This window comes from Streptomyces coelicoflavus, assembly GCF_045041415.1.
Lineage (GTDB): Bacteria > Actinomycetota > Actinomycetes > Streptomycetales > Streptomycetaceae > Streptomyces > Streptomyces coelicoflavus.
Genome location: NZ_CP108218.1, coordinates 2943074 through 2958242 on the forward strand (window position 1 = coordinate 2943074; position 15169 = coordinate 2958242).

A 15169-nucleotide genomic window follows, 5' to 3' on the forward strand; every position below is an offset into this window, starting at 1 on the left:
ATGTCCGTGGTCGACCGGCAGGAATGGGACGTCGTCGTGGTGGGCGCGGGCGGCGCCGGGCTGCGCGCCGCGATCGAGGCCCGCGAGCGGGGCGCCCGTACGGCCGTGATCTGCAAGTCGCTGTTCGGCAAGGCGCACACCGTGATGGCCGAGGGCGGCATCGCCGCCTCCATGGGCAACGTCAACTCCGGCGACAACTGGCAGGTCCACTTCCGCGACACCATGCGCGGCGGCAAGTTCCTCAACCAGTGGCGGATGGCCGAGCTGCACGCCCAGGAGGCGCCGCAGCGGGTGTGGGAGCTGGAGACGTGGGGCGCGCTGTTCGACCGGACGAAGGACGGCCGGATCTCGCAGCGCAACTTCGGCGGCCACGAGTACCCGCGCCTCGCCCACGTCGGCGACCGCACGGGCCTGGAGCTGATCCGCACCCTCCAGCAGAAGGTCGTCTCGCTCCAGCAGGAGGACTTCCGCGAGACCGGTGACCACGAGTCCCGCCTCAAGGTCTTCCAGGAGTGCACGGTCACCCGCGTCCTCAAGGAGGACCGCGCAGTCTCGGGGGTCTTCGGCTACGAGCGCGAGAGCGGCCGCTTCTTCGTCCTCCAGGCGCCCTCGGTGGTGATCGCGACCGGCGGCATCGGCAAGTCGTTCAAGGTGACGTCGAACTCGTGGGAGTACACCGGCGACGGCCACGCGCTGGCGCTGCTGGCCGGGGCGCCGCTGCTCAACATGGAGTTCGTGCAGTTCCACCCGACGGGCATGGTCTGGCCGCCGTCGGTGAAGGGCATCCTCGTCACCGAGTCGGTGCGCGGCGACGGCGGGGTGCTCAGGAACTCCGAGGGCAAGCGGTTCATGTTCGACTACGTCCCCGACGTCTTCAAGGAGAAGTACGCCGAGTCGGAGGAGGAGGGCGACCGCTGGTACGACGACCCGGACCACAACCGGCGCCCGCCCGAGCTGCTCCCCCGCGACGAGGTCGCCCGCGCGATCAACGCCGAGGTGAAGGAGGGCCGGGGCTCACCGCACGGCGGGGTCTTCCTGGACGTGTCGACCCGGATGTCCGCCGACGTGATCCGGCGCCGGCTGCCCTCCATGTACCACCAGTTCAAGGAGCTGGCGGACGTGGACATCACGGCGGAGGCGATGGAGGTCGGGCCCACCTGCCACTACGTGATGGGCGGCGTCGCCGTCGACTCCGACACCGCCGCCGCGCGCGGGGTGCCGGGACTGTTCGCGGCCGGTGAGGTGGCGGGGGGCATGCACGGCTCCAACCGGCTGGGCGGCAACTCGCTGTCCGACCTGCTGGTGTTCGGGCGCCGGGCGGGCCGGTACGCGGCCGAGCACGCGGCGGGCCGGGCGGACGGGGGCAGGCGCGCCCGGGTCGACGAAGCACAGGTCGACGCCGCCGCCGCGGAGGCGCTGCGGCCGTTCTCGGCCGAGGCGCACGAGCCCGCCGACGGCCCGCCGGAGAACCCGTACACCCTGCACCAGGAGCTCCAGCAGACCATGAACGACCTGGTCGGGATCATCCGCCGGGAGGCGGAGATGAAACAGGCCCTGGAGAAGCTCGCGGAGCTGCGGGTGCGCGCCCGCCGGGCCGGGGTGGAGGGGCACCGGCAGTTCAACCCGGGCTGGCACCTCGCCCTGGACCTGCGCAACATGCTGCTGGTCGGCGAGTGCGTGGCGCGGGCCGCGCTGGAGCGCACCGAGTCGCGCGGCGGGCACACCCGCGAGGACCATCCGTCGATGGACCGGCGCTGGCGCCCGGCCAACCTGATCTGCTCGCTGGCCGGCCCGGCGGGCGAGGCGGCGGGCGACCCGGCGGCGACGGACCCGGAGCGCGGCCGGATCGCCCTGGAGCGGCAGACCACCGAGCCGATCCGGCCCGATCTGCTCGCCCTCTTCGACAAGGAGGAGCTGGTGAAGTACCTCGCCGACGAGGAACTGGAGGGCCGGTCCGAATGAGCGGTTACGAGGCCCGCTTCAAGGTGTGGCGCGGTGACGTGGAGGGCGGCGGCCTCCAGGACTTCACGGTCGAGGTCAACGAGGGCGAGGTGGTCCTCGACATCGTCCACCGCCTCCAGGCCACCCAGGCCCCCGACCTCGCGGTGCGCTGGAACTGCAAGGCGGGCAAGTGCGGTTCGTGCTCGGCCGAGATCAACGGGCGGCCGCGGCTGCTGTGCATGACCCGCATGTCCGTGTTCAGCCGCGAGGAGACGATCACCGTCACGCCGCTGCGCGCCTTCCCGGTGATCCGGGACCTGGTGACGGACGTCGGCTTCAACTACACCAAGGCCCGCGAGGTCCCGGCCTTCGTGCCGCCCGCCGACCTCGGTCCCGGCGAGTACCGGATGATGCAGGAGGACGTGGACCGCTCGCAGGAGTTCCGCAAGTGCATCGAGTGCTTCCTGTGCCAGGACACCTGCCATGTCGTGCGGGACCACGAGGAGAACAAGCCCGCCTTCGCGGGCCCGCGCTTCCTCATGCGCGTCGCCGAACTGGACATGCACCCGCTGGACGCCGCCGGTGACACCGGCCTGGACCGCTCCCGCACCGCCCAGGACGAACACGGCCTCGGCTACTGCAACATCACCAAGTGCTGCACGGAGGTGTGCCCCGAGGGCATCAGGATCACGGACAACGCGCTGATCCCCCTCAAGGAACGGGCCGTGGACCGCAAGTACGACCCGCTGGTGTGGCTGGGCTCGAAGATCGGGCGCCGGTCCCGGGACGGGTCCTAGCGGACCCAGCCGTCCCGGTACGACGCCCAGTCCTCCTCCGTCGCCGCGAAGTCGATGTACGCCGCGACGCCGAACCGCTCCCGGTCGGCGTCCGTGCGGGACAGGCCGAGGCGGACGCCGCGGACGGCGGCGGCGACGGTCTCCGCGTGGTTCCAGTGGCCGAAACGGTTCTCGTGGTAGAAGGGCAGGCCCATCAGGAGGTGGGTCGTCGGCGGGGTGACCTCCAGGGCCAGCGAGGTCTGCTGGGCGACGTAGCCGCCGTACAGGCTCTCCAGGGGCTGCATGGTGTCGTACGACATGACGGCGATCTGGTCGACGCGGCGGGCGACCTGGCCGAAGAACTCCTGCGACCACCACTTGGGGTGTCCGGCGACCGTGCCCCAGAAGGAGTGGAAGCCCGGCAGCGGGTCGATCTGGTGGGCGGCGACGGAGAGCTGCGCGTCGCGGGCGCGGGTGACGGCGCGGATGTCTTCCAGGAGGGAGAGGTAGTTCCGGTCGCCGGAGTGCAGCGGCTCCAGGTCGAGGTGGACGCCGTCGTAGCCCACGTCCAGGACCTGGCGGGCCGAGTCGACGACGGCGGCGCGGGTGTCGGCCTTCTCCAGGCGCATGCCGTCGGGGCTCTCGGTGGCGAGGACGTCGCCGAGGAAGGCCTGGACGCGGATGCCGGGCATCTCGCGGTGCACGCCGTCCACCAGCCAGCGGGCCCTGGGGTAGAGGGACTTCGGCAGGGTGCCGTCGTGTTCCATCGGGCCGGTGTGGACGTACAGGTCGCGGATGCCGGTGGTCTTCAGTTCCCGGGCCAGCGCCTTGAGGTCCGCGTCCTTCTTGCGGCCGTCGACCCAGGCGTGGCCGAGCCACATCGCGTCGCGGTTGCGGGTGTAGGTGCCGTCGGCGGGGTCGCCCATGTAGTTGATGCGGAGGGCGGTCTCGGCGGTGAGGAGGGGGACGAGGAGGACGAGGACGATGGCGAGCACCGTTCGGCGGATGCGGATGCCGGTGCGGCGGCGCGTTCGTCGGGACGCCTCGGCTTCGCCTTCGGCATCCCTGTTCCCACCCGCACCACCCGTGCTGCTCTCGTTGTCGGGTGCGGGTGGCCCCTGTGGGGGCTGATCGCCGTCGGCGGCTGCCGAGCCGGCTGTCGGGCCGGCTGTCGGGTCCGCCGGCGGGTCGGATTCCGGTTCGACTGCCGGATCGGCTTGTGGTTCGGTGCTTCTCGGTTCGGTGTTTCTCGGTTCCGTGTCTGCCACGGTGTCCCCTCCCTGTGGCCGTCCCCGGTCGCGGTGGCCGGTTGCCACGCTTACGCTCCGAGCGTGTTGCCACCGGGGACGATGCGTACCGGTGTTCCGGTTGCGGTCAGGGGTGTGCGGTGACGATCTCCGCCGATCTGGTGCCGCCCCTGGTCACGGCCGGGGCGGCCCTGCTGCTGGCCGGGTACGGGCATGTGCGCCGCACCCGGCGGACCCGGAACCGGACGACTCCGGGCCGGGTCAGAACAGGCTCAGCAACGCCTCCGCCGGGTCCGTGAGCTGGGTGTCGGCGCCCGGCAGGGGCAGTTCGAACCAGACCGTCTTGCCGCGCGGCGTACGGCGTGAGCCCCAGGCCGCGCTGAGCAGGCCGACCAGTTGCAGGCCCCGGCCGCCCTCGTCGGTGTCGCGGGCGCGGCGCCGGCGCGGCTGGACCAGGCCGGAGTCCCAGACCTCGCAGACCAGGGTGCGGTCCAGGAGGAGGCGGAGCCTGATCTCACCCTCGCCGTAGCGCAGCGCATTGGTGACGAGCTCGCTGACGAGCAGCTCCGTGGTGTCGACCAGCTCCTCCATGTCCCAGGCCAGCAGCCGGGCGCGGGCGTACTCGCGGGCCCGGCCGACGCTGCGCGGCTCGCGCGGCAGCGTCCAGTCGCCGACCGAGTCGCTGGGCAGGCCCTGGACGCGGGCCATGAGCAGGGCGATGTCGTCCTCGCCGTGGTGGCTGTCGAGGGTGTTGAGGACCTGGTCGCAGACGTCCTCGAGGGGCTGGGTGGGGTCGGTGAGGGCGCCCACGAAGGCCTGGAGCCCCTCGTCGAGGGGGTGGTCGCGACTCTCGACCAGTCCGTCGGTGTAGAGGGCGAGCAGGGCGCCCTCGGGCAGTTCGACCTCCACCTCCTCGAAGGGTTCCCCGCCGACGCCGAGCGGCAGGCCCGGCGGTACGTCCAGCATCAGCGCGGACTCGCCGGGCTCGACCAGGACGGGCGGCAGGTGGCCCGCGTTGGCGAAGGTGCAGCGCCTGGTCACGGAGTCGTAGACGGCGTACACGCAGGTCGCCAGGTACACCTCGGACAGGTCGGCCTCGCGGGGGCGGCGCGCGGCCCGGGTGGCCTGCTGGACGCCGGAGGGGGTGCCGAGGCCGCGGGCGATCTCGTCGAGCTGGGCCAGCACCTCGGCCGGTTCGAGGTCGAGCTGGGCCAGGGTGCGTACGGCGGTGCGCAGTTCGCCCATCGCGACGGCGGCGCGCAGGCCGCGGCCCATGACGTCGCCGACGACCAGCGCGGTGCGGTGCCCGGGGAGTTCGATGACGTCGAACCAGTCGCCGCCGACCTCGCTGGCCCGGCCGGTGGCCGCCTCGCCGGGCAGGTAGCGGCAGGCGATGTCGAGTCCGGAGGCCTCCGGGTCGCCGGGCGGGAGCAGGGAGCGTTGCAGGATCAGCGCGCGTTCGTGTTCGCGCCGGTAGAGGCGGGCGTTGTCGATGCAGACGGCGGCGCGTGCGGCCAGTTCCACGGCGAGGTCCCGGTCGCGGTCGCCGAAGGGCTCGCTGCCCTTGGTGCGGGCGAACTGGACGAGTCCGACGACCGTGTCGTGGGCGACCATCGGCACGGCGAGCGTGGACTGCACGAGGCCGCCGTCCTCGGCGGGGACGGAGCGCGGCCGGGCGGTGCGCAGGGCGTCGGCGCAGGGCGAGTTGAACGGGTAGTGGTGGACGGCGCCGAGCTTGACCCGCTCGCCGGTGCCGAGGAACGGGGCGTCGGAGACGGCGCTGGAGAAGGCGACGCGGCGCAGTTCCGCGCTGCCGTCGGCGAGTCCCGGCGGGGTCTCGTCGCCGACCAGCAGGCCCTGGTAGAGGTCGACGGTGGCCAGGTCGCAGAAGCCGGGGACGACGACGTCGAGGAGTTCCCGGGCGGTGGTCTCCAGGTCGAGGGAGTTGCCGATGCGGGCGCCGGCCTCGTTGAGGAGGGCGAGGTTGCGCCGGGCGTTGGCGGCCTCGCGGGCGGCCTGGCGGCGGGCGGTGATGTCGGTGCCGAGCCAGGCGACGCCGATGGGCCGGCCGGAACCGCTGTGCACGCGGTACAGGTTGACGGACCAGTGGCGGCGTTCCTCGGTGCCCGGCACGAAGCCCGTGACGTGCATGTCCGTGATGGAGTCGCCGGTCTCCAGGACCCGGCGCAGGGTCGCGGAGACCCGGTCGGCCTCGGCGCGCGGCAGGTAGTCGTGGACGCCCTTGCCGCGGTGGTCGTCGGGGGTGCCGCCGAAGGTGGAGGCGAACCGCTGGTTGGCACGGCGCACCGTCAGGTCGGGGTCGATCAGCAGGAAGCCGAACGGAGACTGGCCGAATATGGCCTGTGAGGCGGCCAGGTCGGTCTCGATGCTCCGCAGGACGCGGACGTCGACGACGATGCAGACGGCGGCCTTCTCGCCGTCCTCGGTGCGCGTCGGCATGACGTACACCTCGGCCAGCCCGCGCTGTCCGCGCCGTCCGCTCGCCCGCGCCCCGGACCCGGCGCCGCCGCCCGGTGTCCGGAAGGGGACCACGCCGGTCCACTCCCGGCCGTCGAGGATCTCGGTCATCTTGCGCCGGCCGCGCTCGCGCAGGTCGGGGTCGATGAAGGCCTCGATGGGGTCGGTACCCACGGCGTCTTCCGCCCGGATGCCCAGCAGTTGTTCCGCCCGCAGGCTCCATTGGTCGACGAGCCCGTCGGGGCCGATGGAGAAGGACGCGACCTTGACGTAGTCGTAGATGGAGCCGGGCGGGCTGCTCTGCCACACCGCGTCACCGAGGGGCGCGTCTTGCGACGGGCCCCCGGACTCCGTGGACTCCGTGGGCTCCTCGGCCCTCGCTGGTATCTCGCTCACGCGAACCGTCCCCTCCAGCTCACCGCGTCCGGCACCGGTCACCGGAGGCGGCTGCCCGCAGTATCCAGCACTACGGCGCCGCACGACACGGTGTTCACGATCACAGCACGGTCCCGATGGTTTTCGGTCCGGACCGTGACAACACTTCCAGTCTTCTAACCAGCGGACACGGCATCGAATCACGCAGTTCCACAACTGCCACTGGCCTGAACCGGTTGACGGCCACAGTCAGGGGCGATGTCGGTATATTCCGGACACTTGTCGTCGTGATGGCAACGGTGTGTCACGAAGCCGTCGCGTCAGCTCGGCAGGGCGAGTTCGAACCACACCGTCTTGCCCGCCTCGCCGGGGCGGGTGCCCCAGCGCCGCGTCACGGACGCCACCAGTTGCAGACCGCGACCGTCCTCGTCGTCGGCGCGGGCGACGCGCTCGCGGGGCGGGTCGGGCAGCGGGTCGGACACCTCGACCAGCAGGACCCCGGCGGCTCCGGCCGGGTCGCGCACCAGGCGGACGCCGATGGGTCCGGTGGCGTGCCGCAGGGCGTTGGTGACCAGCTCACTGACCAGCAGGGCGGTGATGTCGGCGACGCCGCCGAGGCGCCACTCGTCCAGCGTGCGGCGGACCAGGGAGCGGGCGGTCCGCACGGCGTCCGGGGCCGCGGGGAAGACCCACTCGGCACAGTCACCCTCGTCGTCGCTCACGCCGATCACTTCCCCGGCCGACAACCCCCACCGGTGTCCCTTTTCATGGGGTTAATGGGCACATACCCTTTATCCGGGCCCGGTACCGCTCATCCGGCCCCGCTACCGCGCGCCGTGGCGCCCCTCACCCCTCGCCCCGAGTCCCAGGTGGGCGAGCACCCGCTCGACGGCGGGTACGTCCTGCTCCAGCCAGGGAACGTCCCAGACCTGGGCGGGGGTCAGCCAGCGCAGGTCGTCGTGGTCCTCGAGGGGTTGGGGGGCGGCGGAGCCGGGGAGCAGGCGGGCGGTCCACACCTGGAGGACGAGGGGCGCCCGCAGGGGCCACTGTCCCGGGACGCGCTCTCCGGCCTCGGCCGCCACTCCGAGTTCCTCGCGCAGTTCGCGCTCGAGCGCCGCCTCGGGCGTCTCCCCCGCCTCGACCTTGCCGCCGGGCAGTTCCCAGCGCCCGGCCAGTTCCGCGGGCGCGCTCCGGCGTGCGGCGAGCAGGCGCCCGCCGTCGAGCAGGGCGGCACCCACCACGATCCGTTCCGTCATGCGCCGGAGCCTACGGCCTGTCCGGCCGGCCCCGGCCCCGCCCCCCACGGGGCGCCGGTCAGTCGGCCGTGCCCGTGCCCGCCGCGCCGAGCCTCTCGACCCAGTAGAGCTGCTGGTGTCCGCGACCGTCGAGGGTGTCCGCGATCTGCTGGGCCTCGGCCCGGGTCGCGTACCTGCCCACGCGATAGCGATTGCCGTTGTCGTCCTGCCGGAAGACCAGCCAGGGAAGAGTGACCGTGCTGTCGTTCATCGCGCCCTTCCACCTCCCGTTCCCGCCCGCGGCACTCGCCGCGCCCCGCCCGCCAAGGAAACCGCAGTCCGCATATGCCCGAGCGTACGCCCAACCTTCACGGAGCGAATACGACTTTGCACAAAGAGGTACGCAACCAGCCAGAACGCAGGGGGCGCACGATGCAGAACGCGCCGTCCACGCACACCGATGCCTCCGGTCACAGGCATGGCGGGGCCGAGGGACGCGACCTGCGGGAACGGCCGGATTACGGCGCCGCGCGCGGAGGTACCGAGCCTCCGCCCGGGTGCGGGCAGGCGCGCGTGCGGCGGAAAGCGGCGCGGGAGGCGCACGACGGGCGTGCGCCATCTCACACCGTGGCGGCGGTGAACCGCCCTGGACCGGGCGCCGGTTGCCGGGCTACCTGACCGGCAGGTGGTACGCGACCCGGTAGCGGTCGGCCGGGACGACCACGTCGGCCGTCTCCACCGCGCGCCCCGAGGCGTAGAACGTGCGCTGGACGACCAGCACCACGTGCCCCGGTACGCCGCCCAGCGCGAGCAGCTCCTCGGCGAGGCCGGGGCGGGCGCCGACCTCCTCGGTGACGTTGTCGACGACGACGTCGATGGCGGCCATCCGCTCGACGACGCCCATGCCGCCGAGCGGCCCCTCCTCGGGCAGCATCACCGGGGTGCGCCCGGTCAGGTCCAGCGGCTCCCAGGAGGTGGAGAGCATGACGGCCTCGCCGGCCTCCCGGAAGACGTACCGGGTGCACATCACCCGGTCGCCGGGCTTGATCCCGAGCCGCTCGGCCACGGCACCGCTCGCCTCGGCCTGCTCGCTGCGCGATTCCCAGGTGCCGCGCGCGTCGGCGTCGGCCTGCTCCTGCCGGAAGGGCGTGGCGCCGCCGGCCGGCCGGTACCCGGAGCGGGCGACGCGCCTGGGGACGGGCCGCTCGCGCACGTAGGTGCCGGAGCCGGAGCGGCCCTCGACCAGCCCCTCGGCCATCAGCACCTTGCGGGCCTCCAGGGCGACGGTGTCCGAGACGCCGTACTCCTCGCGGATCCGCGCCTGGGACGGGAGGCGGGTATGAGGCGGCAGCAGACCGTCGGCGATCTTCTTGCGGAGATCACCCGCGACACGGAGATACGCCGGCTGCTCACCGAATGTCACTGGCCGCTCCCATCAGGTTGTACAGACAGCAACAGCGTGGCAACCGCCGGTCGACCGGGCAAGCAAAGGCCAAAGAATCACTCGATGTGATGACTTCTGCGGCCCGAGGGCTTTACGCAGGCACTTTCTCCCCGCTATGGGCGCCCTCACACCTCCTTGCCGGGGCTCTCTCCCCCGTCGCCGCCGGACTCCGCGTACTCCGGCGGCGTGGTGTCGAGGCCGAGGGACTCGCGGGCGGTGACCGTGGTGTCGCCGTCCATGAGCGCGTAGCCCTGGTAGAGGTGCTCGTAGAACGCGTCCGCGTCGGGGGTCACCTCCGCCGCGGCGAACTCTTCGCGTGCCGCCTCCAGGTCGGTGACCAGCTCGTTGACCGGCTGCCTACTCGCGGACGGCCAGGAGTGCGCGCCCAGCATCCCGATCTCCTCGGTGAGCGCGTTCTCCACCCGGCCCGCCCACGCCTGCTGCGCGGTCGGGTCGTCCTCGAAGTACTCGTTCTCCGGCGTCGACTCCAGGGCCCCGTCCAGGGACCGCGCCGCCTCCAGGTACGCGATCTGGTGGGCGTCGAGCGTCGTCGCGTCGTTGCGCAGCGAACCGGTCAGGTTCTTCCGCTCGTCCGTGCTGCCGAACAGGCAGGTGATCTCCCGGTCGTTCGACAGCCAGCTGCGCCGGGTCGGCGTCAGGTAGTACACGTCGACATCGGCGGGCAGGGCCCAGTCGTCCATGGCGTACTCGCCCACGAGCCCGTAGCAGCGCAGGTCGGCCATCGACGTGAGCGCGTCGTCCCCCGGGTACGAGCCGCCGCGCGGCAGGTCGAACACGGCGAACACCTCGCCGTCGTGCTCCCCGGCGCACGGTACCTGGTCGACGTCGTACGTCACCCCCTGGAGAGAGCCCCCGGGTGTGGTGAAGCACTCGCCCTTCTCCAGCGCGTAGGCGGTGCCCTCGCCGCGCGCTGCGTCCCGGAAGCCCTCCCAGAGGTCGGCCACGGCGCCCGTGGAGAGCGTCAGCGCCCACAGGGCCAGCCCCACGGAGGACAGGACGCAGCCGGCCACCGCGAACCCCTTGCCCCGCTCGCCCCGCTTCCGGATCCGGGCCAGCGCGATCAGCCCCAGCACGAGCCCGACCGCCGGCACGAAGCACAGGACCCCGAGCACGAACGCGGCGACGGCGAGCCCGCTCACGGGGGCCTGCCGGGGGTACGGGCCGAGGGGGTGGCCCCACGGCGGAGCGTACGGGCCCTGCGGGTACGGCCCTTGGGGTCCCGGCGGTGGCGGTATCGACACGGGTGCCTTGCTCCTGTTCGCGAGGGTGGTGCACCGACGGGTGCGGCCTCGCGCATCGTAAGCGGCCCGGACGGGAGGCGGCCCGCGGACCGCGGACGCGCCGGGTGCCCTCACTGCCTCCACAGCCGTCTGAGCGTCGCGTTGACCAGGCAGACACCGGCGAAGGCGACCGCCCAGCGCGGTCTGCCGGAGGCGGCCAGGGCGGCCGCGCCGGCACCGAACCAGAGCACCTCCAGGACGACCCGCCACGCCCCGCGCGCGGGGCGTGCGGCGCGGGGCGAGCCGAACAGCGCCCACGCCGTCATCATCACCACCGGCGCGCCCACCCCCAGGGCCACCTCGACCGGCCACCCGTCGCCGACGGCGACCCCCCAGAGCACGACCGCGACGTACACCGCCAGTTCCAGCAGGAACATCAGCAGCAGGTTGAGGGACTTCAGGGACGAGAGCACGACGGACTCCTGACTCGGACACGGACACGGACTCGGACACGGACACGGTCGGGTGCGGAGACCAAGGTGTCAGCCCGCGCGCCATGGCCGGAACAGAGCCGGGGAATCCGTCGCGCGGCGGCTCAGTCGTCGAACGCGGTGGCCCGGGTCTGCTTCTCCCACGCCTCGACGTCCGCACGGATCTGGTCGAGATGACCGAGGACCGCGCTGACGCCGTCGTCGCCCAGGGGCAGGCGCAGCGGGGTGTGTTCGGCCGCGAGGGCGGCCCGGATGACGGCCGCCGCCCTCGCCGGGTCGCCGGGCTGGCCGCCGTCGCCTCCGGCGATCATCCCGCGGGTCTCGCCGACCTTGGCGTACACGCCGCTGTCCGCGCTGATCCCGGCGTTGCCGGCCTGGAAGAGGCCGGTGCGGAAGGAGCCCGGCTCGACGATCAGCACCTTGATGCCGAAGTCCCGGACCTCGTCCGCGAGCCCTTCGGACATGCCCTCCAGCGCGAACTTCGTGCCGCTGTACGCCGAGAAGCCGGCGAAGGACATCTGCCCGCCCATGCTGCTCATCTGCACGATCGCGCCCGAGCGCCGCTCCCGCATGGACGGCAGCACCGCGCGCGTCAGCGCGGCCGGCCCGAAGACGTGCACGTCGAACAGCGCGCGCAGTTCGTCCTCGCCGGTCTCCTCGAGGGCGCCGACGTGCGTGCGGCCCGCGTTGTTGACGAGCACGTCGACTCTGCCGTGCCGTGCCAGCACGTCCCGCACCGCGTCCCCGGCGGCGGCCGTGTCGGCGACGTCCAGGCGCAGCGCCTCCATCTGGTCGGGGTACGCGGCCACGAGGCCGTCCAGTGCCTCGGGGCGCCGTGCCGCGCCGACCACGACGTCGCCGTCGGCCAGGGCCGCCTCGGCGATCGCCCGCCCGAAGCCGCTGCTCGCACCGGTGATCAGCCAGACCTTGTTCATACCGACTCCTCGTGTCCCGTTCACATCCGTCGCTCCGACGCCAACCACCCTCGTCCACAAGCCGGTTGCCGGTCCAAGACCCACGGTGATAACCCATGGTTATGACGATGGACGTGCACGTGCGGGAGCTGCGCTACTTCGTGACGGTGGCCGAGGAACTGCACTTCACGCGGGCGGCCGAACTCCTGTACGTGTCCCAGCCCGCGCTGAGCAAGCAGATCCGCGCGCTGGAGCGGCAGGTGAACGCCGAGCTGTTCCGCCGCGACCCTCAGGGCGTGGCCCTCACCGAGGCGGGCACGGCACTGCTGCCGCACGCCCGGCGGGTGCTGGCCGGCTGGGCCGAGGGCGCGGCGGCGGTGGAGGCGGTCCGGGAGGCGCGGCGCGGCACCCTGGTCGTCGGCATGAGCACCAGCCCCGGACGCGGCGGGCTGCTGCCGGCGATCCGCTCCCGCTTCACGGCGGCCCGGCCGGAGGCGGTCCTGCGGCTGCGGCAGATGAGCTGGGAGGACTCGACCGCTGGCCTGGCCGACGGCACCGCCGACGTCGCGTACGTGTGGCTGCCGCTGCCCGACGCCGGCCGATACGCCTGGACGGTGGTCGCCGAGGAACCCCGCCTGGTCGCCCTCCCCGACACCCACCCGCTCGCCTGCCGCGCGGAGCTCGACTTCGCCGACCTCCTCGCCGAGCCGTTCCTCGCCCTGCCCCCGGAGGCGGGCGCGCTGCGCGACTTCTGGCTGGCGCTGGACGAGCGGCGCGCACTCGGCGCCGGCCCACCGCGGGTCGGCGCCGAGATCTCCGGTACGGAGGAGACGTACGAGGCCCTGGTCGCGGGCCTCGGCGTCTGCCTGGTGGCCACGGGCAACGCGCCGCTGATCACCCTGGGCGGCGTCGGCACCCGCCCGGTCCGCGGTCTGAGCCCCAGCCGCTACGCGCTGGCCTGGCGCCGCGAGGACGAGGGGCGGGCACTGGTCCGGGGCTACGTGGAGGCCTGCCGCCGGGTGACGGCCGGGAGCTGACCGGAGGCTCGGGCACCGCCGTCCCGCACGTGCGCGCGCACCCCCTGGAGGCCGAAGAGGACGAGCAGTTCGACCGCGCCGCCGTCGGCGCTGCCCAGCCAGTGCGGCAGGGACGTGTCGAACTCCGCCGCCTCACCGGGCGTCAGCGTGAGGTCGCGCTCCCCGACCAGCAGCCGCAGCCGGCCGCTGAGCACGTACAGCCACTCGGAGCCCTCGTGGGTCTGCGGGGTCGGTTCGAGCGGTGCCGGACGGCTCGGGATGATCATTTTGAACGCCTGGGTGCCGCCCGGCCGCCGGGAGAGCGGCACGAAGACCATCCCGAAGCGCCGGACGGGCTTCAGGTGGATGCGCGGGTCGCCGGTGCGCGGGGCGCCGACGAGGTCGTCCAGGGGCACGTCGTAGATCCGGGCGAGCGGCAGCAGCAGCTCCAGGGTCGCCCTGCGCTGCCCGCTCTCCAGCCGCGACAGGGTGCTCTCCGACACCCCGGTCGCCGCCGACAGGTGGGCGAGGGTGATGCCCCGCTCGCGGCGCAGCGCGCGCAGGCGCGGGCCCACCGTGTCGAGTACGTCGTCCACGTCGTCCGCTCCGGCGTCCATCGGGCCACCTTGCCACAACGGCAAGTTCTCGTGCCGGATCGGACGGCCGCTGCCAAGACTGGCCGCATCGTCCGTCGCCCACGGCTGCCCGCCGAGCCCGGCCGGACCCGAACGAGCCCGAGCGAACTCGAGCGAACCCGAGCGAACCCGAACGAGCCCGAACGAAGGAGTCCCGGTGAGTCCGAACAATCCGATGAGCCCGATGAGCCCGATGAGCCCGGCGGGTCCGACGAGCCCGACGAGTGCCGCCGAGGCGGTCACCTTCTGGGACGGCGTGTACGCGGCCCGCCCGGCGCCCGACGCCCCCCGGCCGAACGTCCGTCTCGTCGAGACGGTCACCGATCTGCCTCCCGGCACCGCGCTGGACCTGGGGTGCGGCAGCGGCGGGGACGCGCTGTGGCTCGCCCGGCGGGGCTGGCGGGTCACGGCCGTGGACATCTCCGGCGTGGCGGCCGAGCGGCTCGCGGGACACGCCCGCGCGCACGGCCTCGGCGACCGGGTGGACGCCGTACGGCACGATCTGCGCGCGTCCTTCCCCGGGGGCCGGTTCGACCTGGTCTGCGCGCACTACCTCCACACCCCGTTCGACCTGGACCGGGCGGCGGTCCTGCGTACGGCCGCGCACGCGCTGCGCCCCGGCGGGCGGCTGCTGGTCGTCGACCACGGCTCGACCGCGCCGTGGTCGTGGGACCAGGACCCCGACGCCCGGTACCCGGCCCCGCGGGAGGTCGCGGCGGGTCTCGCCCTCGACCCGGCGACGTGGCGGGTCGAACGGGCCGAGGCCGTGCGCCGCACCGCGACCGGCCCGGACGGGCGCACCGCGGAGGTCGTCGACCACGTCCTGCTCGTCCACCGCACCGGCTGAAGGCACACGTCCACCAGGAGGTCACCATGTCCACCACGCCCCGCCGGGACGCGCCGCCGCCCCGCACCGGAGACAGTGAGGCCGAGACCCTGCGCGGGTTCCTCGACTACCTGCGGACCTCGGTCGCCGGCAAGGTCGAGGGAGCCCCGGAACCGCAGGTCCGCACGGCCGCGGTGCCGTCCGGCACCAACCTGCTCGGGCTGCTCAACCACCTGACCCACGTCGAACGCGCCCTCTTCCTCGGGGAGGAGGTGCGGAGTTGGCCGGCGACGTTCCGGGCCGCGCCCCGGGACGGCGTGGCCGACGTCGTCGCCCGCTACCGGGAGGCCGTCGAACGCGCGAACCGCGTCCTCGACGCCTGCGCCGACCTCGGCGCCCCACTCCCCCGGCCCCGTCCGGGCCGCCCCGCGCCCAGCGCCCGCTGGGCCCTCGCCCACATGATCGAGGAGACCGGCCGCCACGCCGGCCACGCCGACATCCTGCGCGAGCTGATCGACGGTACGACGGGACGCTGAGCGCGCCGCCCCGT

15 protein-coding genes are annotated in these 15169 nt (G+C 73.3%); 5 read left to right on the plus strand and 10 right to left on the minus strand.

The features are described from left to right. Positions 1-1962: a fumarate reductase/succinate dehydrogenase flavoprotein subunit gene (locus OHA99_RS12830; RefSeq protein WP_405695786.1), complete on the plus strand. Its 1962-nt coding sequence runs from the start codon at positions 1-3 to the stop codon at positions 1960-1962. Next, positions 1959-2738 carry a succinate dehydrogenase/fumarate reductase iron-sulfur subunit gene (locus OHA99_RS12835; RefSeq protein ID WP_164383363.1) on the plus strand — a complete coding sequence of 260 codons (780 nt, stop codon included), beginning with the start codon at positions 1959-1961 and terminating at the stop codon, positions 2736-2738. The genes OHA99_RS12830 and OHA99_RS12835 overlap by 4 nt, the downstream gene beginning before the upstream one ends. Here OHA99_RS12835 and OHA99_RS12840 read toward each other — a convergent pair. From OHA99_RS12840 to OHA99_RS12880, 9 genes are all read right to left on the minus strand, one after another. Next, positions 2735-3985: a glycosyl hydrolase family 18 protein gene (locus OHA99_RS12840; protein ID WP_405695788.1), complete on the minus strand. Its 1251-nt coding sequence runs from the start codon at positions 3983-3985 to the stop codon at positions 2735-2737. The genes OHA99_RS12835 and OHA99_RS12840 overlap by 4 nt on opposite strands. 240 nt (positions 3986-4225) lie before the next feature. Further along, positions 4226-6838 (minus strand): SpoIIE family protein phosphatase, encoded by a 2613-nt coding sequence (locus tag OHA99_RS12845; protein WP_087789646.1) that lies wholly within the window; start codon positions 6836-6838, stop codon positions 4226-4228. 299 nt (positions 6839-7137) lie between these two features. Beyond that, the gene (locus OHA99_RS12850) at positions 7138-7548 is read right to left on the minus strand and encodes an ATP-binding protein (RefSeq protein ID WP_405698937.1); all 411 of its coding nucleotides are present in this window, start codon (positions 7546-7548) and stop codon (positions 7138-7140) included. A gap of 93 nt (positions 7549-7641) precedes the next feature. Further along, positions 7642-8073 (minus strand): (deoxy)nucleoside triphosphate pyrophosphohydrolase, encoded by a 432-nt coding sequence (locus tag OHA99_RS12855; RefSeq protein WP_405695791.1) that lies wholly within the window; start codon positions 8071-8073, stop codon positions 7642-7644. A 58-nt stretch (positions 8074-8131) separates the two neighbouring features. After that, positions 8132-8323, minus strand: coding sequence for an SPOR domain-containing protein (locus OHA99_RS12860; RefSeq protein WP_007444327.1), 192 nt, complete (start codon positions 8321-8323; stop codon positions 8132-8134). A gap of 399 nt (positions 8324-8722) precedes the next feature. Next, complete coding sequence (locus tag OHA99_RS12865) at positions 8723-9475, minus strand: GntR family transcriptional regulator (protein WP_007444326.1); 753 nt, start codon at positions 9473-9475, stop codon at positions 8723-8725. 146 nt (positions 9476-9621) lie between these two features. Continuing rightward, on the minus strand, positions 9622-10758 hold the full coding sequence (locus OHA99_RS12870) for a DUF4190 domain-containing protein (RefSeq protein WP_405695794.1): 1137 nt from the start codon (positions 10756-10758) through the stop codon (positions 9622-9624). Between the two features lie 110 nt (positions 10759-10868). Next, a complete protein-coding gene (locus tag OHA99_RS12875; RefSeq protein ID WP_405695796.1) occupies positions 10869-11210 on the minus strand; it encodes a YrdB family protein in 342 nt (113 codons plus the stop codon). A gap of 122 nt (positions 11211-11332) precedes the next feature. Next, positions 11333-12163, minus strand: coding sequence for an SDR family NAD(P)-dependent oxidoreductase (locus tag OHA99_RS12880; protein ID WP_153178132.1), 831 nt, complete (start codon positions 12161-12163; stop codon positions 11333-11335). 95 nt (positions 12164-12258) lie between these two features. On the opposite strand from OHA99_RS12880, the gene OHA99_RS12885 reads away from it, so the two are divergent. Further along, complete coding sequence (locus OHA99_RS12885; RefSeq protein WP_405695798.1) at positions 12259-13179, plus strand: LysR family transcriptional regulator; 921 nt, start codon at positions 12259-12261, stop codon at positions 13177-13179. Here the strand turns inward: OHA99_RS12885 and OHA99_RS12890 are convergent. Continuing rightward, positions 13140-13775, minus strand: coding sequence for a helix-turn-helix domain-containing protein (locus OHA99_RS12890; RefSeq protein WP_405695800.1), 636 nt, complete (start codon positions 13773-13775; stop codon positions 13140-13142). The two genes, OHA99_RS12885 and OHA99_RS12890, sit on opposite strands and share 40 nt — an antisense overlap. Positions 13776-13986: 211 nt before the next feature. Here OHA99_RS12890 and OHA99_RS12895 point away from each other — a divergent pair, with 211 nt between their 5' ends. Then, the gene (locus tag OHA99_RS12895) at positions 13987-14640 is read left to right on the plus strand and encodes a bifunctional 2-polyprenyl-6-hydroxyphenol methylase/3-demethylubiquinol 3-O-methyltransferase UbiG (protein ID WP_165687230.1); all 654 of its coding nucleotides are present in this window, start codon (positions 13987-13989) and stop codon (positions 14638-14640) included. 26 nt (positions 14641-14666) lie between these two features. Further along, positions 14667-15155: a DinB family protein gene (locus OHA99_RS12900; RefSeq protein ID WP_164383372.1), complete on the plus strand. Its 489-nt coding sequence runs from the start codon at positions 14667-14669 to the stop codon at positions 15153-15155. The last annotated feature ends 14 nt before the right edge of the window (positions 15156-15169 follow it).